Here is a 23,381-nt window from a genome sequence, read left to right as displayed (position 1 = left end):
TCAAAACTCAGGCCCCATTTCCCTCGGGTGTGGACGCGCATGATAGGCATGGCATTGCAGACAATTTTCTCCCGCGCGTTGGGCGGTATGGCACGCCTGGCAGGATTTTTTCCGCAACGGAATGAAACCATGGGCAGGCGCCGGAAAAGATGCCGTTGCCGCAGTGGAACCCTCCACGTCCGCGGCGCCCAGAAGGTGACATTCCTGACAATTGTTCGCCAACGCATCAAGATGCGGTTTGTGGGAAAACCGGGTCAGGGAATGGCGATCAAGTCTCCGATCGGGCCAAACCTTTTCTTCCTTTCCGGCTTCGCTTTGATTTCCCCGAAGACCCATGTGACACTTGCCACACACCCCAGGGGCGTCTTTCGCCGACAGCATCCCAAACAATGGTTCGGCCCCCGGCATCGATCGAAGTCGTCGCCACCAGGAACGCAAAAATTCATCGTCATGCCCTCCCGGTCGGTAATACAGCCAATACCCCATCCGGTACCAACCACCACCCCGACTCCACTCCTCCTCATTCACCGCCAGCATCCGGGATGACTCAGCCACGACGGCCCCCTCCGGTTCCCGCACCGTCTCCGATTCCCCGTCCAACAATCCCTCCTCCTCGATCATAGGTTTTGGCTGCGCGACCGTTGTCTCCCCCGAGGCCTCAGGCGCGGCAACCTTGGGCGATTCCTCCAGAAGGGATTCCGCGCCATCATCGACCAGCAGAAGGCTTTCCTCCTCCTTGACTGCCGTTCCTCCGCCGTCCCCCCCCCTGGAGACCGGTTTTTCCCCCGCTGTCGCACCCGTTCCCCGCGAAACCACGCCTCCCGGCGCCGGAAAGAGGACCCTCTGCCCCTGGTCATGACGCGGCAGTTCCGCCGAAAGATCGGGAAACCAGGCCGCCACCGCCCCCTTCAACGTATCCCCCTCCAAGCCACCGTTGATCGCCCCCCATTCATCCCCCGGCGGCGGAACCTTCCCTTCCCCGAAAAACCGTTCAGCCCAGGCCGCATGTCCCCCCGCGACCAGATCACCCAGGAGTCTCTTGATCGCCCAGGCCAGATCCACGACAGCAGACTCTTCCTCCGCCGACAGAGTTTTCAATTCCAGGAGGTCCCGATCCTTCAAGCGCTCCCACGCGGCATTGAAGCGCGCGTCGTCGCGCAACATCCAGCGCATGAAGGGTGTCGGTTCCCCTTCCGCGGCATCCGGCCATTGACCGGTTGCCAACGACCGCGCCCCGAGCAGTCGTGTATCGAGGCCCGGCACCCCAATGACGGGAAACCCTTTGGATCCCGCCCGGAATTCCCCCCGAATCTGATCGATATGACAGGACGAACAGGCGCCGTTGAATCCGGCATGCAGCATCCGACCCGTTTGCGCCTCGATCGTATGACACTGGCCACAGCGCGTCGGCGCCTTCTCCTTGAGCTTCCCCTGGAAATGCCTTTTGAAATGGCTCGAATGGTCAAAATTGATCGAAGACTTCCTGTCCCTCGTTGCGCCCACTGCCGCTCCCGCCCCGATCGCATCCCTCGCTTTCTCTTCAATGGAGGCGGAAAATTCAGGATGATCCACCGCAAAGACGGAAATGGTGGTCCGATGGCAACTGTTGCACAACATCGAATCGCGAATGATCGGGGCCTTGGTCCCCCCGGTATGTTCCCGATGGCAGACGGAACAGGTCGGAGCGGCATGGGCGTTCGGGTGTGGCTGGATGTCGTCGGTACCGGTCGGTGATCCCCTTTCGACACGGACCAGGGCAGAAGGTTCCAGGTTGTGGGGCCAGCGGGCCTGGGCCACCCTGGGGTGACACTTGAGACAAAGATCCGAATCCCTGCCGCGCACGACGCGCCCCATCCCTTCCACCAGCCAGTTGGCCACCCCGCCCTCGAAAGCGCTGTGACACCGGGCGCAGGAATTCAACGCCGCATGCGGCGGACTCAGGTCTCCGGGGGCCACCAGTGCCAGGCGGTGGGAACCGTTCAGGAACAGAAGAAGGACCGCCAGGGCAAGCCCGGTGGCCATCCAGGTCACCCGACCCAGAATGGCGCGCGGACTGGAAACCGGAACACAGGGCGGCTCGGGCTGGCCACACGAGCCATCCGGGAGCGGACCGTTTTCGCAAGGTCCGCCAGCCGTCTCGGGACGGGTGCAGTGCCACCGGTCCCCCCGCTTCACCGGATCGCAGGCGCCATGCGCCGAACATTGCCCGCGGTCGTCGGGGCCGCGGCGGCAGGGACGGCCCTGGGCCTGACGGCCACACACCCATCGGGGCGTTGGCCGTTCATAATCGCTCTCCTTGTAGCCGGTCGGTTGCAAGGAATATTTCATGGCACACCTTCACGAAAACCATACGCCATGATCACATGTAAAACAATGAACAGCCACAAGGCCCAGGTCAACGGGGCATGGAACATCACCCAGCGCCGCAAAGCCCCCTGCAACGCCTCGTGGACATCCAGAATCTCCTTTTTTTTCACCAGAACGATCATTTTTTCAAGAATGGCCCGTTCCCGTTCGTTGAGATACCGGATCAAATCGTTCATCTCCGTCAAAATGGCAAAGCGCGGTCGTCCCGAGGCGATCCGATGGGTCCAGAGGTGACGGGTTCGCGAAAAATAATCGAAAAGACGCGACGTATAAAAATTGGCCAGGGTCGTGGAACCGTTTTCGTTGATGCTTTCCATCACCAACCGTTCCACCTCGCGCCGCAGTTGTTCCCTCAAGGCGGGGATGCGCGACAGAAAGACCTCTTCCCCCTTGAGGGTAAGGCGCCGGGGAAAAATCTGGATGATGACGAACCCCGTGATACCGCTCAAGGCCAGCAGACCAAACAATACCGCCAACACTGTTTCCAATCCACCCGAGGGAAACCGCCACGGCAGATGGAGAAAAAACAACACCACCGACAACAAACCGCACACCAGATGAATCCGATACCACAGAAACACCGATCCCAACGAAGGGACGATGATCTTCTTACGCACCGGGAGCGTCGTCACCAGCGCCAGCGCCACCACGAGAAACCAACCGGTCACATAGGCGGGGACTTCCAGAAACGACAAAAACAAACGTTCGCTCACCCAAACCGCCGCCACCGTCGCTCCGGTCAACACCAACGACAGACCAAGGAAAAAACGGGAATTCATCGGTCGGCCATCCATCGACGCAGGCCCCGGGTATCGCGCATGTCGGCCCGATACAGGGCATCATGCGGACAGGAGCGTTGACACAGGGGGGCGCTGGGATATTCCAGGCACAGATCGCACTTGGTCGCCTTCTGGCTTGGCAGTCCAGTGGCGGAGTCGGCGATGATGGATCCATCCTCCCGACGCAGGGTCACCATGCGGATGGCCTCGTAGGGACAGCTCTGGGCACAGGAAGAACAGCCAATGCAGATCGATTCGTTCACCACCACCTGCCCCCCGGCGGGGGCGCGCTGGATCGCTCCGGTGGGACAACCGATCATGCACACCGGATCCTGACAATGCATGCAGGCCGCCGCCACCATGATCGAACCGTGACGTCGCCCATGACGGACAAACCGCGGATTGCCCTGGTGCAACGTGGCACATACCGCGACGCAATCATCACAACGGACGCACCGTTCCAGATGAATGAGCATGGTCGCGGTCCCATTGATGATCCGATGCTCGACGAAAAACTCAAGCAATCCCGCCTGCAATCCTTCCCTCCCCCCAGGTTTGCCAAACATTCCGGCCCACGAAGGGAAAAACCGCCGTTTCGGTTTGCCCCGCCCTCCCCCTCTCGATGGCAAAAGATGCGCCGGCATTTCCGGAAGAACCATGGAGCGCATGATCTCGGTCGGCACCTTCAGCGCATGAACATATCCCAAGGCACGGAGGGAAAATTCATAACGTTCCTTTTGTCCCTCCGTCCCTTTTCCGATCACTTCGGGCAGGCCGAAATAGCGATTGCGACCAAGGAATCCGACTGTTTTGTGTCCATGGTTCAAGCGCTGGCTGATCCGGGCAAACCCCGAGACGATCATGATCAGATGGTCGGCCCATTCCCGCTCGCGGGCGATCAGCGGCTCCGATTCGATCCGTTCCCGCGCCGAACGCAGCGACAGCCGACGATGTTCCGCCCGCCAGTCCAAATCGCCATGGGTTTCGAAAACGATGTGCTTCTCCAGACGGTCCTGGGCCGCGGCATCCAGATGCTGAAACAAATAGGAATCCTTGATGAACGCCTTGATGGAACGTTCCCGGAACAAGGTGTCGAGCCGCTGGCGGAAGTCCTCGTCAAACTTTCGCAAATCGCGCAACCCCTGCCAGCGAATATCGACAAGTTCCGAGTCCTCCTCGGTGAAGACGCTGACATTCCGGGGAAAACGGGTCAAGGCGCCGATCTCGCCAAAGAGGGTGTGGGGTTGAAGTTCGATCGTCTTGTAATCGCGCAAGGCCTCCTCCAGGGAGGGAAGGCGGATATGGACCCCGCCATCGTCCTCCATGGACGACAGTTTCCCGATCCCCCCCCCGTCCTCCTCGATGAACCGCCGCACCTCGGGATAGGAAGGGGGACGTTGCCACAACAGTTGCATCAGGTCCCCGATTCCCTTGCGACGGGTGGTCATGCGCCCCAGCATATCGTCGGGCAGACCGGGTGGGAGAACGATGCGCAAACGACCGGAAACGGTATAGAAGGCGGAATTGCCGTAGGCCCCGGCACGGACCACCAGGACCCCCTTGGGAAAACTCAGCAACCGGGTATGCCGCCGGATGATCTGCCGCAGGGAATTGGAAGGGGGAAACGTCGATGGATCCATCCGCGCGAACAGGTCCTGCGACAGGATTCGCTCCAGGGTCTCCTGCGTCATGAAAGGATCGAAGGCATCCTCCATCACTGCCATTTCGGATCCCCGGGATACGGGTTGGGCATTCATGTCAGGCATCCACTTCAAGGTCGCTCCTGGGTATGGCGACACACGCCAGGACCGTTCCCGGTTCGGGTGGGGTACACGGCTCGGTCTGGTAGGCGACCTCCCCCTGTTTCAACACCGTTTTGCAGGCGCCGCAATGCCCGACCCGGCAGCCGCTGTCCATGGGAACCTTGTGCGCCTCGGCAAGGGCAAGAAGGGTCTGCCCTTCCTCGGGCCAGGCGGCCTCCTTGGCTGAACGGAGAAAACGGACCTTTTTCGCCGCGACCGTCCCCGCCGCGGCATGTGGAGCGCTGGCGGGGTTGAAGGTTTCGAAATGAACGCGCCCCTCCGGGACCCCCCACCCCTTGAGGTCGGCGACGAGGGCATTCATCATGGCGGCGGGGCCGCAAATGTAGAAATCAAAATTGTTCGATGGCAGAAGTTGCTTGAGCAGCGCGATGTCCACATGCCCCCGATGCTGATAGTCAATCCCTTCCCGATCCTGGGGATCGGGCTGGCTGTAGCAGACATGAAGACGGATGTGTTCACGGGCGGCGGTCAGGGTGGCCAGATCGTTTTTCCAGATGTGTTGTTCACCGTTTCTGACGCCGTGGAAAAACCAGGTCTCCCTGGGAATGGCCGCCCTGGCCAAAACGAGAAGCATCGAATAGACCGGAGTGATGCCGACACCACCACTGATGAGAACGACCGGCCCCGGTCGGGTGTCATCGAAATAGAAATGGCCCGATGGGGCGCGGACATCGACGGTATCCCCCTCGTTGAGATGATCGATGAAATAATTGGATACCAGTCCCGGCCTGCCCTCCATCCCCGATGCGACACGCTTGATGGTCACGCGGTAATGATCGGTCTCCAGGGGTGAACCGGACAGGGAATAACACCGGGTCACCGACTTGCCCCCCTTGTTGGGCCAGACCTGGAACGTCAAGAACTGCCCCGGATGATAACCGGGCAGCGCCCCCCCATCCTCCGGCTTGAGATGAAAGGAGACCAGGTCACGCCCCTCGGGTTGCTTTTTGACGACGCGAAATTTGCGCAATCCCGACCAGACGGAACGTTGCATGTCGATCCGCCCCTGAAGCCGCTCCGAGGTCAGACGCACCTGGCGTTCAAGCAGCCGCAGTTCCTCCCGCGACAGCCGCGACTGCAACCGCTGCCGGGCCAGGAGCGACACCACGGAAAGTCCACCCTGGACCGCGACGACCGCGACGAAAATGAAACCAGCCAACCAGAACAACTGGGATGGATCGGGCAATTCCACCAAAGTCATGCGTCAACCTCACGAAGTCAATACCGGATCCCTTGGCAAACACACATGGAAACGTTCACCATGTCGCAACACGAACCGTTCAGCCCCCCCGGACTTTTTCCCCTCTCCCGCAAAATGTGGGGCAGTCGCATCACACTTTGTCCAAGAAAACGTCATCCAGTGACTGGACATCGAAGATGCGAAGGCTCCATTCCTCCAGAGAGGACAGATCTGCTTTGGCTATTTTTTATTGGCCCATGAGGGCAAATTGCCAAAGCGTCGCTGTAACTGGCGGGTCAGCATTGACGCAGCCTCTTTTTGACGTTCCCGAGCCAAACGATGCTCAAATTTCGGCAGCGAAAAAAGTTCTTTCTCCGGTGTTGTGTCCACCAGAAAATCAAGCCATTCTTTTCCAAGTTGCATGACGTACTCCGGCGTGATTCCTTCCATCTCTGGACTATTCAATGAACTTTTCATTTTCAATCTCCATAAACCGACAACAATTTTGCCAAATGCCACAGAGAAAGATCTGCTACAGGTAGGGCAGGAACGACAGGAACTTCCACGCGCACCTCAATGCCAACAGGCTCCAGCAACACTTTCAATGTTTCGCCGACCAGGCGGTGCCAATAGGTTTTGCCCTCTTTTTCCAAGTTGATCAATTTCCATGTCGATTGTTTGTAAACCAAGAGTCTGTCAGAAACATAATCGTTCACCCTCTCCGTAACGATTCAGATCCCTCTCTGATTTAAATCTTTTCAAATAGTTGCGTGCCAAGAACAAAAAAACTTGAACATCGAGTGAAACGAAGACGCAACCTGACCTTAACGTCTTGACCTACCCAATCAGCGATTTCAGGGCAGGGAGCACGGTTGCCGTGATCACCAGGGCCAGCATCCACTTGATGAGCAATATGTCGGCACGAATCGACGCAAGGTCCTTCTCTAGTCTGGAATCAATACGCATCTCCAATTCCTTGATGTCACGCTTGATTTCCTGGGTATCCCCCTTGGTCGCCAAGTCCTTCAATTGCGTGTCTTGGATTTCTCGAAGAGCCTCGGATAACGCCTCGGCCTGCTTCTCTTCCACTCCGGCATCTCGGAGTCGGCGAACAAACTTGAGCGTGTCAAAAGTGATGGCGGTCATGACGAAATCTCCGAGCAAAATTGATGACGGCAACAGCGTACCACAAGACCAGCCATCAGGGAGAATAGGGAATCATCCCATCAACCGCCGCCCACGCAGTCCCGTCATAGGTCCGGGCCACGGTTTTCGTCGCCGTCCCGACGGAATCGGCCATCTTGTTGAGCGACGCGCCATTGTTGAGTTTGAGTTCCTTTTCGATGGCGGGAACCGCCCCGAGAAGAGACTTGACCTCCTTGATGTCAATCGTCTGCGACACCGATTGCAACTTGTCCCAGGCGGTTTTGACCCGGCGGGCCATTTTGGTGGCGAAGACATCCTTCTGCGTCGCCTTGCCGATGGCGCGCAAACCGAATTCGATCTCGGTCATCAACCCGACCACATAAATCAAACGTCTCCGTTCGACGGAAGCGGGCTTGTTGTCCTTGGAGTAGAAGACATTATGGCGGATCGATCCCGCCTTTCCCGGTTTTCCCTGGGTCCAGGAGACCAGCTCAATGTTGCTCCCCGCCGTGTGCCCGCCGACATTGACCAGTTTTTCGTCGTGCCCCAGGTGACAGGAATAACAATTGCGCACCCACAAATACAGATCACCCGGTGGAATCAATCCCCCCTTCGCCGACTGCTCCAGGCGCATGGCCTTGTGTTCCGGGGTTTCATCCCCCTTCTTGACCTCTTTTCCGCCATAGTCGCCATGAATCTTGATCCAATCCCGCCCCGCGCCGTGGCACGATTCGCAGGTGGGACCAGCCGTGACCTGGGTTTTGTTATCGACAACCATTCGCGTAAAGTGACAAAAAGCGCACTCATCGGCGTTTTTGGGCCGGGTCACCGCCATTTTTCCGGCAATTTCCTTGCCCTTTTCGCTCGTCTCCATCTCCTTGAAGGTCAGGGCATGCCGGGTTTCCTTCCAGATTGCCACCTCCTCCTTGTGACACTCGTTGCCACAGGCATCGGGACCGGAAAATTTCGCCGGATCCGGAAACTCCCCCCCGAAACCTTCAACCGCCCACACCCCCACCAGCACCATCAGGACCCACGACAACCATCGTCCCATTTTACTCCCGATCATAACGCTTCCCCGGAAAACAACTCGTTGACATCGCCCCGGTAGCCAATCGCATCCCGGACCACCACCCGACACTGCCGCCAATGACGAACCCCCGCGCCCTGACGCATCAGGGCGCCGCCGCTTCACCAGACACAAGCCTGACTTCGCTCCGAGCCGCCAAGAGCCCCTTGGGCAGTTCCCTCTTGCCCTCGGGGAGCTTTTCCAACCAATCCGGCGCCAATGGCAGGATGATGATTTCCGCCCGAACCAGCGCCACATCCGGTTGCCGCAGCCGATAGACCAGGGTCCTGGCTTCCCCCACCTTGAGGCGGCTGTCCCCGGCGGGTTCGGTCACCAACCCCTTCGGCGGGGCCGGATGCCCCAGTTCATCCGCTCCCGTCAGCGCCAGCACCGCCTTTGGATCCTGATCCATTTTATTTTTCGCGACATTTTCCCACAACACGGCACCCCGCGAATCCAGAAGCGTCAGGCGCAGCAATCCCATGGCAAAGGGACCGCCGTTGGGAAAGGGATGCGGCAAAAGATTGGTCAGCCGGACCTTGATGTCCAGGTCCTTTCCATCCGGACGCGCCTGGACCTGGAGCATCGCCCCCCGCTTGACCATCCGCAACACCTTTCCCGCCGGGGTCGCATGATCGGCAAATCCATCGGCGACCGGCATATGGCAGTTCTGGCACGCCACGGGAAAGGCATTCGGGTCGCCTTTTTTCTTCGGATCATGACATCCCTGACACGCTACCGCAGTGCGAAACACCTCCGGATTGGCATTGTGGAAAAATGGATTGCTGGCCGGTTCCTGATCGCCACTGCCCGGAGGAACCGCCCCCTTCGCCCCCATCCAGGCGCCGTTCGGTCCCTGGATGACACGCTCGTTCGTCCGATAAGCGGCAAGCCCGATCTCCTTCCCTTCGTGACGGTACGATTCAAGGGTATGGCAGAACACGCAGGGAATGGCGCCATCGTTTTCAAAAATTTCCTTCTCGCGCGCCGCAGGGAAATGACAGGCGTCACACGCCCCATCGGTCCGCCGCAACGCCTGATAGAGCGTTGATGGGGACCCGGATTTTCCATGCGCCGATTGCCGCCACTGTCCATGGATCGCCTTGTGACAGGTTTCACAGGCCTCCGAGGGGGTCTTGAGAAGACTGGGGGCACTGTCGGTCCGGAGCGGGGCGGCCCACACGGACAACGTCCACGAAAGACAAAACAACACACCCGCGAAAACAACCGTCGAAAATTTCATGGCCCTCCACCCACCCACCAATGCCCGTTGTCCCGACCATCAATTCCATCGGCGAACGTATCATAATACCGTATCGGGAAAAACCGGGAAAAACAGTTTCAGTCCCCCTCGGGCGCGAATCGCCACAAAGTTGATCGACAACCATTCAGATCCGGGCCATTCGCCGCCAACCGGCCTGGGGACGAATTTCCGGGGGCGGGACGCCAAATCACAGTCGTTCTCGCGTAAAAATTAAAAAAACACTTCCAGATTTTATCAGGATCGCGGATAATTGCAGTATGGCCGTATTATTGCAATCGCCTCTCTTGACAACGTCCCCATCGATCGTCCGGGAGTACGTCAATGATCACCAGACCCCTTTCAAACGATTGGCCAACCGCCGCCACCGTCCCGCCCCCCGACATCGACGCAGCGCGGTCCGATGCCATTTTGTCTGATTCCGGCTTGGAAACGGAAATCATCCTTGCCGATGTCGCGACGCTTCTGGATGGCCGCTACAGCCGCCAGGGGGACGATCTGGTCATCACGGCCCCGAGTGGTCAACCTGTTATCGTGGAAGGATATTTCACATTTCTTCAACCGCCTGTCCTCAGGGCGCCCAACGGCGCCCTGCTGATGCCCGAGACGGTATCCTCGCTTCTGGTGGCCCCATCCCCCCCGGCATCGACCCTGGTTGCCGGTCCGACGATGGTCGGCCCGGAGGGCGGCGCTTCCGCCGCGACGCCAGAGTCCCCGGCAACAACTGCCGCCGCGGCAGATTCTTCCTCCGCCGTCCCCCTTGCCATCGGCAAGGTCGGGCAACTCCTGGGAGCGGTCCTGGTCAAGGGGGCCGACGGGGTGGAGCGTCCCCTCAAGGAAGGAGATCTTGTTTTCAAGGGCGACGTACTGCAAACCAAAAAAGGGGGACTGGTCAAACTGACCTTCGGCGATGGCACCACCTTCCAACTGGGCGAAGGGGCCCAGGCGATTCTCGACAAGTTCATCTACAACCCCGAGGCCAAACAAGGGGGCTTCGAGGCGACGGTCACCAGGGGCATTTTCAGTTTTCAAAGCGGCGCCATTTCGGGCCTGAACGCAGGCCGTCATTCCACCATCAAAACCCCCACCGCCGTCATCGGCATCCGCGGCAGCGAACTCTCGGGCGAAGTCGGCGACGACGGCTCGACAACCGTGGTCCATACTTCGGGCATTCTCGACATCTCCGACGCCAAAGGTCAGGGAACGGTCACCCTCATCGAACCCAACACCGCGACCCAGGTGCAGTTCGGCGCCGGCGCTCCGACCCCGGTCTTCAAGGCCCCCGACGCCTTTCTCAACCGCTTGAACGGCCAGTTGGACATCGACAAGGCCAGGGAGGAACGGGGCAACGAGAACAATCAGGAAAACCAGGGGACCAACGAAACCCAATCCTCGGACCGCCCCCAGGGCAACGCCAGCGATGCCGCCCCGGAAACCCCCGCGGGCGATGCCGCCCCCAGGGAACAAACGGAAGCCCAGGGCGATGAAGGGGTCGATGACGACCCCGCCGACCCCCAAGATGCGGCCAACGAGCCGGAAGGGGTCGAGGATGTCCCGGACGCCCCTGGTGAAAGTCCGACTGCCCAAAACTCCACACAACCTGGAACCGATCCCACCACGTCGTTCACGGGGTTGGCCGATCTTGGCAATCTGGCCGATCTTCTCGGCGCCGGCGGGACCTTCGAAGGGGAAACGATCGCCACCGAGGCCATCGGTGACCTGCCGCTGACCGCATCGGGAAACGATCCGCTCGATCTGGCCGGTCTTCTGGGTGGCACGGAATTCACCGCATCCCCGGAACCGGTTCCGGAACCGTTCATTCCCGCTTCGACATCACCCGCCAACGACCTGGGCACGATTCTGGATCCCACCCCCGACACCGAACCGGAACCCGAGCCGACCCCGGAACCTGGGCAACAACCGGAACCCGAGCCGACCCCGGAACCCGTCCCCGAACCCACTCCCGAGCCAGTCCCCGAACCCGTCCCCGAACCGACGCCCCTGCCCGAACCGGTTCCGGAACCAATCCCCGAACCTGTGCCCGAACCGCCACCGGTGACACCACCCGTCTATACCCCCCCGGCGCAAACCCGTTGGCAGGTCGCGGCCATCGAGGATACCCGGCACGTTTTTTCTCCCCTGGAACTGGGTTTGGATGACATCGATCTTGAGCATCTCACCCGCATCCGTATCCTGAGTGGCGTCGCGTCGGGGCAATTGTTGCTTGACGGCCAGACCGTGGCCATCGGAGACGAAATCGCCATCGACAGGATCCAGGCAGGGTCATTCGCCTACCAGCCTGGAGACAACCGTCATGGCGAGAATGACGACACCTTTTCCTTCCAGATTCGGGTTGCCGGAGAAACGGACGTTCGCGCCACCGGCTATTCGGTCTGGCTGGATGTCCGCCCGGTCAACGATCTTCCCACGGGAGGGGATCAAGCCGTGGAGGTCATTGGGTCCCGAACCTTCGCCATCGGCGATTTCGGCTTTTCGGACCCGGACGGCGACGCCATGATCTCGGTGCGGATCGTCGCGCTTCCGGAGACAGGCCACCTCCTCCTCGATGGCCAGGCGGTCGCAGTGGGAACGGAGGTTTCCGCCACGGACATCGCCACCGGGAAATTGCTTTACGCCGCCACGGTCACCGACACCACCGTCCACGTTGGTTTTCTGGTCAACGACGGCACGGACCATGCCACGACCGCCAATACCCTGAGCCTCGCCATCCCCCACGTCAATCATGGACCGACGGGATCGATCATGATTTCCGGGACTGCCGTCACCGGGGCGACGGTGACGGTGGTCAATAGCCTGTCCGATGCCGACGGATTGGGGGCCATGGCCTACCAGTGGTGGCGTGGCGAAACGGCGATCGCAGGGGCGACCGGCGACAGCCTTGTCCTGACCGATGACCTTGCCGGCCATGAACTGAGCGTCCGCGCCCGGTATACCGATGGCCATGGTACCGAAGAAGAGGCCACCAGTCCCGATTTTGGGCCGGTGGTTCATCTGAACCGTTCTCCCACCGGATCGGTTGTCATCAACGGCATCGCCACCATGGGCGAAACCCTGAGCGCCACCCATTCCCTGACCGACGCGGATGGCCTGGGAACGGTTCATTATCAATGGCAGGCGGATGGCCTCGACCTCGAAGGGGCCACCCAGGATACGCTCCTCCTGACGTCGGCCCATCTGGGTCACGTCATCCGCGTCATCGCCTCCTTCACCGACGCCTGGGGTACCCTGGAACGGGCGCCGAGCGGTCCGACCAACCCGGTCAGCGAACCCGATCGCCTGGCCGTCGATGCGCCACCGGAAATCGTCGCCCCCCTGCCGATCCATCATACCGATTCTCCCGCCCCCGATCGGTTCATTCCGGTCACCGGCGCCCTGACGGCGACCGACCCGGAGGGCGAACCCCTGACCTATGGCATCAGCGGTGGCGAAAACGGCCTCTTCATTCTGGATTCCCGGAACTACACCGTGATGAAGGAGGGAACCCTCGGAACCTTGTACCTGAACGGGCAGACCGGGGCCTATGTTCACGTTCCCGGCGACCTCAACCCGATGGTTCACGATGTCAGCGAAAGCTTCACCCTGACCGTTTCCGACGGCAGCCTCGATGCCACGACCCTTCTCGTCATCGACCTCGCCGCCGCGAATGATCACCCCGTGATCGTCCCTCCCGGAGTCATCGGTTATTCCGACACCCTCGGTACCGATCTTTTCGCCAACACCACCGGCACCCTGACCGCCTCGGATCCCGAGGGTGCCCCCCTGACATTCGGGATCGTCGATGGCGAACATCATGTGGCACACATCGACGGCCTCCCCTACGATACACGGAAGACGGGAACCTACGGCAACCTGCACCTTGACAGCACGACCGGCGCCTACGTTCATGTCCCCGGAGCGATCAACGGCATCGCCACCAGCACCTCCGAACCGTTTGTCCTGACCGTTTCCGATGGTCACGAGACCCGAACCACCCCCCTCGTCATCAACATCACCGCCATCGACAACGATGCGCCCATCCTGGGGTCGCTCGCCGCCATCGAACTCGTCGATACCCCCGCCACCGACACATTCGTTTCGATCTCCGGCGTCCTGGTCGGAACGGATGCCGAGGGCAGCCCGTTGCGCTACGGCATCCAGGGCGGCATCGACGCCAGCACGACCATCGATGGCCTGACCTTCGACCGGCTCATGGTGGGAACCCTTGGCCGTCTTCATCTTGATTCCGTCCTCGGGACCTACCTTTTGATCCCCGACGAAGAGGCGATCAACGGCCTGACCACCACGGCCAGCGAACAATTTTTCATGACCGTTTTCGATGGCGACAAGAGCGGCGCGACCGCGCTCGACCTCATCGTCCTGGCCAGCAACGATCTGCCCACGATCGGCAGCAACCTTGGGATCACCTTCGCCAGTGGCGCCACGGTTGCGATCTCCCCTTCGCATCTTGGCGCGCTCGACAAGGATTCCCCAACGACCGCGCTGCTTTACACCCTGACGTCAACGCCCACCCACGGCAACCTGACCCTGGACGGCAACCTCCTGGCCATCGGCGACCACTTCACCCAGGCGCAGATCGACCAGAATCGGCTCGGCTACACCCATTCGGGCATCCTCGATCCCAACATGATCGATAATGATGACCTGTTCACCTTCACCGTGCAGGACGAGGAAAGTGCCGTCACCGGACAGGAATTCCTCCTTCATTACAATCTTCCCCCGACACTGGAAACCAATGCCGGAGTCACCCTGTTCGATGGCGGCCACGCCGTCATCTCCGCTTCACGATTGTTGGTGGTCGATTCGGACACCCCCGCCGATGCCCTGGTCTACACCCTGTCCACCACGCCAACCCACGGCACCCTGACCAAAGGGGGAATAATCCTGACCCCGAGTGGAACCTTCACCCAGGAAGACATCGATGACGGAATCCTGTGGTACAACCATTCCGCCGATGGAAGCACCGAGGACCACTTTACATTTTCCGTGTCCGACGGTGACAACGACCTGAATATCGAAACCTTCGCCCTGAACATTGAACCTGCGGCCTCCCTGGCAGGAGTCCATCACGCCACCGTCGCTGGTGAAGTGTTCCTCGGAGGTGATTATATCGAACTGGGCATCTCCTCCCTGGGTTCCTTCGGCACCGGCGGAAGCAAACCCTTGGGCTTTTATGGTACTACCGCCGACAACCGCATCGGCATGACCTTCGATCATGATGGTTTCAACCAGGGGCTCGATGCGGCGATCGATTTTTTTCTTCCGGGAACCCCCGAGGAACGCTGGACCGTCGGCTACTACGATGATTCAGTCCCCCATATCGGCACCAATTCCCTGCTGCAATGGGATTCGGACATTGCCATCACCGCCATCACCGACACCTCTTCGGGAAGCACCCTCTCCGCCGTCATCGATGGAACATTCAACGATGTCCTTCAGATTCAACAATCGATCTGTTTCAGTGTCGATGCCCTTTTTTTCCGCAATGTCGTCACCCTGACCAACCTGGGCGACACAACCCTGGATTCGGTGCGCTACATGCGCAGTTTCGATCCCGACAATACCGAATACTTGAACGGCAGCTTTACGACCATCAATACCATCGTCCATCAGCAGGCGGACAAATCGATGGTTCAGGCCTTGAGCCTTCCCAATGATAATTATCATGAATTGACAGAGACCCAAGCGGCGGTCCTGTATTACTCCGACGATGCCCGCGCCCAGGTCGCGGCCTTTCCCTACAGTTACAGTGGCCCGGTCACGGCGGGATACGGCAACGACGGGTTCACGATCATCAATCTTTTCGACCCCGGGGTCTACGAATCGGCCCCGGTGGCAGGCACCATTCATACCGCGGACCAGGGGATCTCGATCACGTTCGACGTGGGATCCCTCGTCCCAGGGGCCTCGGCAACCTTTTCCTATTATACCAGCCTCGACAATCGCGATTCCGGGAGCGTTCTGGCGAGTATCGCTCAATGGGGGGGCGATCCACTGGTCCTGGATCTCGACGGTCTGGGCATCGAATTGACCTCCATGATCGACGATCCCCACCTTTTCGACATGAACGCCGACGGCACCCCCGATCGGACAGGGTGGGTCGGCGGCAAGGATGGACTGCTGGTACTGGACCGGAATGGCAACGGAACCATCGATGACATTCGCGAAGTGTTCTCGGAATACTTCGCCCCCGGAAGCCAGGGCAGTCTGGCGTCGCTGGCGACCCTGGACGACAATGGCGACCAGCGCATCGACGCCAACGATATGGGTTTTTACGATCTTAAGGTGTGGACCGCCGACGGCACCCTTTCGCGTCTCGATGCCCACGGCATCACCGCCCTGGACCTCGATCCGGTCGCGAATCCTTCCGTTTCCGACCTTTCCGGCAACACCTTGAGCGCCCTGGCAGGATTTGCAAGGGACGACGGGACGACCGGAACCATGGCCGAGGTTCATTTTTCCTATCGATCGGGGGCGACGACCGCGTCCCCTCCCCATGACGCGACCACGGAAACAAATGCCCTGGCCCCTCCCGAAACCATTCAGGATCCCGTCGAGGCCTTCGCGCAGGAGTTGATTGGACTTATGGAGATGTACACCACGAATGATGGGTCACCGCCGCCGGGAATCGTTCTTCTCCCCGACCATGGCGTTTGGGAATCCCTGACGATGGAACCGACAGCGACCTTGGAATCGAACGCACACCCATGGGCGCTCATGGAATCGTTGGACACATCCCGACTGGCGGTGGACCCATCACCAGAGCATCATGGTTTGCCGATGGTTGATGTCCTTGACTTCTCCGTGCCAATCAACGGGTAACATCACTGAATCAAATTCATGACATGTGCGTAAAACGAACAATCACGAAGAGTTTATGATTGCTTGTTCATCGTTTATCGATACGATTCCATTGGTAAGATGGACATCTGTCATGATAAAATTGGGGTTGAAACATTGCGACTCCAATAATCAACGACACGTTTACCTTCTGGATGTGCCATGAGCATTCATTCCCCTTCCCTGAATGTTTCCCCCCCCGCCGACGATGCCGTCTGGAATGAGGTCGATCTTTCCCCTCTGGCGGATGAAATCATTCTTCCGGACGTGGAAACCCTCCTGGGTGGACGGTACATGCGCCAGGGGGGGGATCTGGTGATCGCGACCGCCGATGGCAACGCCCTGACCCTGGAAGGATATTTCGACGCCGCCATCCAGCCGATCCTCAAGGCCCCCAACGGCGCCCTGTTGATGCCAGAAACGATCCACGCCCTGCTGGTGGTCGATCCCGCCCAGGCGGGCACGGTGGTCGCGGGACCGACGATGGTCGCGGCGAACACGACCGAGGCCGCTTCCGGGGCAACGGCGCCCCCGGAGGCGACGCCCCCCGCCGGGGCATCCGCCGCCATCGGCAAGGTCGGGCAACTCCTGGGCGAGGTCCTGGCCAAGGGGGCCGACGGCGTGGAACGGCCCCTCAAGGAAGGTGATCCCGTCTACAAGGGCGATGTGCTGGTCACGAAAAAAGGAGGCCTGGTCAAACTGGCCTTCCCCGATGGCACGACCTTTCAACTCGGCGAAGGGGCCCAGGCAGTCCTCGACAAGTTCATCTACAATCCCGAGGCCAAACAGGGCGGTTTCGAGGCGACGGTCACCAAGGGCATTTTCAGTTTCGAAAGCGGCGGCATTTCCGGTCTGAACGCAGGACGACACTCCACCATCAAGACCCCGACCGCCGTCATCGGCATTCGCGGCAGCGAACTCTCGGGCGAGGTCGGCGACGATGGTTCGACGACCGTCGTTCACACCTCGGGCATTCTCGACATCTCCGATGCCACGGGACAGGCAACCGTCACCCTGACCGAACCCAATACCGCCACCCAGGTCCAATTCGGCGCCGGCGCCCCGACTCCGGTCTTCAAGGCCCCCGACAGTTTCGTCAACCGATTGAACAACCAGTTGGACATCGACAAGGCCAAGGAGGAACGGGGCAACGACAACAACCAGGAAAACCAGGGGACCAACGAAACCCCGCAGTCAGACCGTCCCCAGGGAAACGCCAACGAGGCAGCCCCGGAAACCCCAACGGGCGATGCCGCGCCCAGGGAACAAACAGAAGCCCAGGGGGAAGAAGGGATCGATGAGGATCCCACCGAAGAGGCTACCGCGGAACCCCAGGAAACAGCCAATGAGCGGGATGGAGTGGATGAATCCATCGACCCGGCGGCGGATGGACCGGCCACCGACGGGCCGGGAAGGACCACCGAACCCACTGCAAACATTCCTGGAATCGTGGATGTAGGCAATCTGGCCGATCTCCTCGGCGCCGGTGGCGCCTTTGAAGGGACCGAGGTCGTTCAGGAGGCCATTGGCGATCTGCTGCCGACAACCCCCGGCGAAAATCCGATTTCCCTCGCCGAGCTGGTTGGAGGAAACGAATTCACCGCCATCCCGGAACTTGTGCCCGAATTGTTGGTCCCCACACAACCACAAGCCCCCACCGATATTCCCTCCCTGTTGGATCCCCAGATTGAGCCAGAACCAACCCCGGAACCGACTCCAGAGCCAACCCCGGAACCAACTCCAGAGCCAATCCCGGAACCGACTCCAGAGCCAATCCCGGAACCGACTCCAGAGCCAATCCCGGAACCGATTCCAGAGCCAATCCCGGAACCGACTCCGGAGCCAATCCCGGAGCCAATCCCGGAACCGACTCCGGAGCCACCCCCGGAGCCACCCGCGCCGCCGCCATTCGTTTTCATTCCCTCGGCACAAACGCGCTGGGACATCGCGTTGAACGAGGACAGTGGACATTCGTTCACCTTCCTTGAGATGGGTCTGGACGCCGATGATCTGCAAAATCTGGAACGGATCAAGATTTCACGGAATGTCGCCTCGGGAACCCTGATGCTCGGCGACGATGTGGTCACGATCGGTCAGGAAATCGATCTGGATGACATCGGTTCCGGAAGACTTTCTTATATCCCGAGTGAAAACCATAACGGGGAAGATTTCGACCATTTCAAATTCCAGGTCCAGGTCAAGGAGCAACTCCAGTATGAATCCACGGAATTTTCCATCTGGCTGGATGTCCACCCGACCAACGACCGTCCCGAGGGGATCGACAACAGCGTCTCTCTGAGCGAGGATGGTCCGCTGACCTTGAGGAAGGATGATTTCGGGTTTCATGACCTGGACGGGGATGAGCTGGCGGCGATTCGTTTGACCGAACTGCCTGCTTCCGGGTATGTCACATTCGATGGAGACCGGATCACTTCGGGACGGGAAATTTCCGTGGCGGCATTGAACGCCGGTCTTGTCCGTTATGTCCCGGCGCAGGATGTCCATGGGACGGTCACGATGCGGTTTGAGGTCGGTGACGGCAGCGATTTTTCAACCGCCGCGAACACCCTGACCTTGAACATTGCCGCGATCAATGACCCGCCCACGGGCAGCGACCGCACCATTGCCACCGATGAAGACGTTCCCTATGTGTTTTCAGCCAGCGATTTCGGCTTTTCCGACATCGACAGCGCACAATTGATGGCCGTTCGGATCGTTGGCAACAACAGCGGCGGTACCCTGACCCTGAGGGACAATCCATTCTCCGCGATGCAGGAAGTCTCGATCGGCGAACTCAACGCCGGACTGGTCCGCTTCACCCCGACCGCCAACGCCCATGGCGACGGTCTGGCCCGCTTCACGTTCCATGTCGGTGACGGCCAGGACTTTTCGACCCGGTCCAACACCCTGACGTTGAATGTCCGCCCCGTCAACGATACCCCGACAGCAACCAGTGGCACCGTGACCCTGGCCGAGGATTCCACCCGTGTGTTCACCAGCCAGGACTTCGGTATCGTCGGTGTCGATGGGGATGAACTGGTGACTGTTGGTGTCGATTCCTCGTCCCGCGCGGGCGTTTTGCGCTTGAACGGCGTGGAAGTGACCGGCACGCACACCATCGCGGTCGCCGCCCTGAATGCCGGCAGCCTGTCCTATACCCCCGCCGCCAACGCCCACGGCGATGGTTATGCCCGTCTGGAATTCACCGTCGGCGATGACACATCCTTCTTCCCGACCCGGTACACCCTGACCTTGAATGTCACTCCGGTCAACGACACCCCGGTCGGGGCCAACACAACGGTCACCACCAACGAGGATACCTCCATCACCTTTCGCAGTTCCGACTTCGGTCTTTCCATCATCGACGGCGATGAACAGGTGGCCATCACCATGAGCAGCCCCGGTCATCTGCGTCTCGATGGCGTGGCGGTTACCGCGGGCCAGGTCATTTCCGCCAGCGCCATCAACGCGGGAAAACTGGTCTACACCCCAGGAGCCAACGGCCATGGTACCGCCTATGCCGTCCTTGGCTTCACCGTCGGCGACCCGGTGTCGTTTTCGACCACGGCCTATTCCCTGAGGGTGAATGTCCTGCCGGTCAACGACCTCCCCGTCTCCTTTGACACGACGGTGACGACCCCGTTCAATACCCCCTATATTTTCCAAACGAGCGATTTCATTTTTATCGATCCCGAAAACGATCCCCTGTCGCGGATCCGCATCACCCCATCCCCCGGCAGTGGGTCGCTGCGACTGGACGGCAGTCTCATCAATTCCACCCAGGATGTCACCGCTGCCGACATTGCCGCGGGAAAACTGGTGTTCACCGCGGCGACCAACGGTTCGGGCGCTGGTTATGCCACCTTTTCCTTCAAGGCGGGCGACGCAGGCGGCTTTTCCGACAGTCCCGCGACCCTGACCCTGAACATACCGCCCAATACCCCCCCGGACGGTGGCGCGGACCAGACGATCACCATCGATATTACCCATATCTTGCAACCGACGCCCCTCGAAATCGCCGTGTTCGACAATCCATCCCATGTCGATACCGGTGGTACCGCCGATGCGGAATCGGACACGGTTCAGGCAACCCTGTCGCACCTTGACCATCATGTTTCGACCTTTACCGGATTCACCGCCGCGGAACTCACCACGGCCTTGGCGGGAAAAAATGCCCTGGTCATTCCCCATCTTGAAGTGTCCGCGCTCACCCTGTCCGAGGATGCCCAGTCGGTCATCGCCAATTTTGTCCACAACGGCGGCATACTCGTGTCGATGTACGACTCTGCCCATCTCAACGATATTTTTGATTGGAATCTGACCGCCGTCGTCTCCAACACCCTGATCTCCGATGGCACCATCGCCAACGCCCAGAATATCGCCCGCAACAAGTTCGGGTATGCCGCGGACCCGGAATTGGGAAACCAGGCGCTTCCTTCCGTCAAGATCCAGGGGTATCTTTCCGCCAGGACCGATGTCGATTTCTACAAGTTTTCCCTGAATGCCGGAGAAAGACTGATTCTTGACATCGACCATGCCATGAACGATGTCGATACCATGGTCTGGATCTATGACGCGACCGGGAACCGGATGACCTACAATGATGACAACAGCACTTCCTATGGAGGTACCGGAAGCGTCCATAGCTATGATTCCTATCTGGAATACACGATCCCCTCCTCGGGCATCTATTATGTCGCGGTATCGGTTTACTACAATGACCCCATGAATTTAAGTTCGAATACCTCCTACGATCCCACCTTCGGCAATCGCGATTATACCCTGCACACAAGCATCAACCCCTTGTCCGGGGCCACCGATTTCGGAACCACCCGGACCGTGCTTCACGATGGCGACGCCACGATTTTCATGGGCAGCGACGCCCAGGGAACCGTTTTCGCCAACAACAGCACGGGAATTCCACCCAATGCCGACACCGTGGGCCTGGCGACCGCATCCCTTCCCGCGGAGGCGCTCAGCCTTTACGAATACACCACCACCGGCGACAATGGACAAACATTGAGCACGGTAACCGCGATTCCATACGGCAGTGGCCACGTCCTGCACCTGGGATGGGACTGGCAACAGGCGGCACCCCTGGGAACCAATGACAATGGCTGGATCGACATTCTCGGTTCCGGACTCCGGTTCATCCCCGGAACCACAAACGGGATCCGGATGCGCCCGATCGATTTTCATACCCCTACCGATGCCGACAACGACGTCATCAGCATCACCCTCCGGGAGCTCCCCGATCCCGAGGTCATTTCCTTCACCCTCAATGGGACCACGCTCCAGGTCGGCAATACCATTCAGGTCGCGGACCTGGCTCATGTTTCCGGGATCATTCAAAACCCGTCCGCCCTTTCTCCGGGATCCATGAATTTTTCCTATGAGATTACCGATGTCCGGGGGGCGACCGATACCGTCACGATCACCATCAATCTTGCGTCATCCCAGCAAAAACTCACCCACGAATCCCAATACAGTTGGGACCACTCGGGATCGAGTATCGCCCTGAACCAGGAATTCCTGCTGACGGGTGCCCCGAACGCGGATGGCAATGGAGCGAACGACTCATCGCAATACGACGCCGGAAAGGTCTTCGCCTTCAGACTTGGAGAAAACGGTCAATGGTCCTCCATGGCCGAATTGCATCAAGGTTCCGGCACCGGATATGATTATTTCGGGAGTTCGATCGACATTGACGCCACGACCGCCGTCATTGGGGCACCTGGTTATGACAATCTTAATACCAATGATGGTGGTGCGGTTTACATTTTCGACCTTCATGATGATACGACCTGGTCGGAAACGGTTCGTTTGACCTCGATCGGTAATGCCGTTCAAGACGGTTTTGGCCAGTCTGTCGGCATTTCGGGCGATTACGTGATCGTCGGCGCGCCACGAGCGGATCGGGAAACGGGGGGGACCGGATATCATGACACCGGGGCTGCCTATATCTTTCACAATGTCGCGGGCACCTGGACTCAGGAGGCCCGACTGAACCCTTCCGTCACTCAATTGGAAGGCTATTTTGGGAATTCCGTCGCCATCGATGGCAATCTGGCGGTCGTGGGCATGCCCTATTATGACGATGCGTCCGGAAACGATGCCGGAGCTGCCTTTGTCTTCGAGCGGCAAAACGATGGTACCTGGACCGAAATTCAAACGTTGATCGCCCCCGATGGCGCATCCTCTGACCATTTCGGCACGTCCGTGGCCATCGATGGCAACACGGTCGTCGTCGGCGCCCCTTATGATGATCATGCCATCAGTTCCAGCCAAACCGCTTACGATTCAGGTTCGGTCCATGTTTTCGAACGCCAATCATCGGGAACCTGGTCGCATGCGACGTTGACCCATGTTTTCGACGGCGGCGAGGGCGGACTGGGGACCTCGGTCGCCATTCAAGGAACGAAGATCGTCGCGGGCGGTCCATCCGCTCTCAACGGCGATGATTACGGCGCCGGAACAGCCCTTGTTTTCGAAAAACCTGCGAATGGCACCTGGACAGAATACACACAACTGCTTCCAGATACCGCAAGCTCGGATGATCGATTCGGAAGTTCCGTTGCGATTTACGGTGACTATGCCGCCGTTGGTTCCCCGTATGTCAACTTTCAAAACAACTCCGGTTCGCAACTGACCGATGCCGGCGCCGCCTATTCCTTCTATCTGCCGCTGCTGGTCGATCCCCTCGTGTTCGACCTTGACGGCAACGGCATTGCCGCGACCCGCTTTCCTTCACAGGCACAACCCTTCGCCATGTCCCCCGAGGGCGATCTGATGGCGGCAGGATGGATCGACTCCGGTGACGCCTTCCTGGTGATGGATCGCAACGGCAACGGACAGGTCGATGATGTCACCGAAATGTTCTCCGAATTCTTCCTCGAAG

The 23,381-nt window shown here is 59.5% G+C and carries 11 protein-coding genes; 2 read left to right on the top strand and 9 right to left on the bottom strand.

From position 1 onward, the window contains the following. The 9 genes from HQL76_01830 to HQL76_01790 all read right to left on the bottom strand — a co-directional run bounded on the left by HQL76_01830 (position 1) and on the right by HQL76_01790 (position 9,607). On the bottom strand, positions 1 to 2,328 hold the full coding sequence (locus HQL76_01830) for a cytochrome c3 family protein (GenBank protein MBF0107903.1): 2,328 nt from the start codon (positions 2,326 to 2,328) through the stop codon (positions 1 to 3). Further along, positions 2,325 to 3,146: a hypothetical protein gene (locus HQL76_01825; GenBank protein MBF0107902.1), complete on the bottom strand. Its 822-nt coding sequence runs from the start codon at positions 3,144 to 3,146 to the stop codon at positions 2,325 to 2,327. The genes HQL76_01830 and HQL76_01825 overlap by 4 nt, the downstream gene beginning before the upstream one ends. Beyond that, complete coding sequence (locus HQL76_01820) at positions 3,143 to 4,903, bottom strand: cyclic nucleotide-binding domain-containing protein (protein MBF0107901.1); 1,761 nt, start codon at positions 4,901 to 4,903, stop codon at positions 3,143 to 3,145. Before HQL76_01820 ends, HQL76_01825 begins: the two co-directional genes overlap by 4 nt. Position 4,904: 1 nt before the next feature. Then, complete coding sequence (locus HQL76_01815; GenBank protein MBF0107900.1) at positions 4,905 to 6,170, bottom strand: 2Fe-2S iron-sulfur cluster binding domain-containing protein; 1,266 nt, start codon at positions 6,168 to 6,170, stop codon at positions 4,905 to 4,907. Positions 6,171 to 6,389: 219 nt separating this feature from the next. After that, positions 6,390 to 6,626: a hypothetical protein gene (locus tag HQL76_01810; protein ID MBF0107899.1), complete on the bottom strand. Its 237-nt coding sequence runs from the start codon at positions 6,624 to 6,626 to the stop codon at positions 6,390 to 6,392. Between the two features lie 2 nt (positions 6,627 to 6,628). Further along, the gene (locus HQL76_01805; GenBank protein MBF0107898.1) at positions 6,629 to 6,865 is read right to left on the bottom strand and encodes a hypothetical protein; all 237 of its coding nucleotides are present in this window, start codon (positions 6,863 to 6,865) and stop codon (positions 6,629 to 6,631) included. A gap of 121 nt (positions 6,866 to 6,986) precedes the next feature. Continuing rightward, on the bottom strand, positions 6,987 to 7,295 hold the full coding sequence (locus tag HQL76_01800; protein ID MBF0107897.1) for a DUF1640 domain-containing protein: 309 nt from the start codon (positions 7,293 to 7,295) through the stop codon (positions 6,987 to 6,989). A 55-nt stretch (positions 7,296 to 7,350) separates the two neighbouring features. Then, positions 7,351 to 8,364 (bottom strand): hypothetical protein, encoded by a 1,014-nt coding sequence (locus HQL76_01795; GenBank protein ID MBF0107896.1) that lies wholly within the window; start codon positions 8,362 to 8,364, stop codon positions 7,351 to 7,353. 106 nt (positions 8,365 to 8,470) lie between these two features. Beyond that, positions 8,471 to 9,607, bottom strand: coding sequence for a hypothetical protein (locus tag HQL76_01790; protein MBF0107895.1), 1,137 nt, complete (start codon positions 9,605 to 9,607; stop codon positions 8,471 to 8,473). A 342-nt stretch (positions 9,608 to 9,949) separates the two neighbouring features. Here HQL76_01790 and HQL76_01785 point away from each other — a divergent pair, with 342 nt between their 5' ends. Both HQL76_01785 and HQL76_01780 read left to right on the top strand, forming a co-directional pair. After that, positions 9,950 to 16,465 carry a FecR domain-containing protein gene (locus HQL76_01785; protein MBF0107894.1) on the top strand — a complete coding sequence of 2,172 codons (6,516 nt, stop codon included), beginning with the start codon at positions 9,950 to 9,952 and terminating at the stop codon, positions 16,463 to 16,465. Positions 16,466 to 16,645: 180 nt separating this feature from the next. Continuing rightward, the coding region (locus tag HQL76_01780) for a pre-peptidase C-terminal domain-containing protein (GenBank protein ID MBF0107893.1) at positions 16,646 to 23,381 on the top strand (6,736 nt) is incomplete at its 3' end.

It is taken from the genome of Magnetococcales bacterium (assembly GCA_015228815.1).
Lineage (GTDB): Bacteria > Pseudomonadota > Magnetococcia > Magnetococcales > UBA8363 > UBA8363.
This window is presented reverse-complemented; position numbering and strand designations above follow the sequence as displayed.

Coding starts and splice junctions, on each gene's coding strand:
- HQL76_01830 (MBF0107903.1), bottom strand. CDS start 2,328: ATGAAATATTCCTTGCAACCGACCGGCTACAAGGAGAGCGATTATGAA.
- HQL76_01825 (MBF0107902.1), bottom strand. CDS start 3,146: ATGAATTCCCGTTTTTTCCTTGGTCTGTCGTTGGTGTTGACCGGAGCG.
- HQL76_01820 (MBF0107901.1), bottom strand. CDS start 4,903: ATGAATGCCCAACCCGTATCCCGGGGATCCGAAATGGCAGTGATGGAG.
- HQL76_01815 (MBF0107900.1), bottom strand. CDS start 6,170: ATGACTTTGGTGGAATTGCCCGATCCATCCCAGTTGTTCTGGTTGGCT.
- HQL76_01810 (MBF0107899.1), bottom strand. CDS start 6,626: ATGAAAAGTTCATTGAATAGTCCAGAGATGGAAGGAATCACGCCGGAG.
- HQL76_01800 (MBF0107897.1), bottom strand. CDS start 7,295: ATGACCGCCATCACTTTTGACACGCTCAAGTTTGTTCGCCGACTCCGA.
- HQL76_01795 (MBF0107896.1), bottom strand. CDS start 8,364: ATGATCGGGAGTAAAATGGGACGATGGTTGTCGTGGGTCCTGATGGTG.
- HQL76_01790 (MBF0107895.1), bottom strand. CDS start 9,607: ATGAAATTTTCGACGGTTGTTTTCGCGGGTGTGTTGTTTTGTCTTTCG.
- HQL76_01785 (MBF0107894.1), top strand. CDS start 9,950: ATGATCACCAGACCCCTTTCAAACGATTGGCCAACCGCCGCCACCGTC.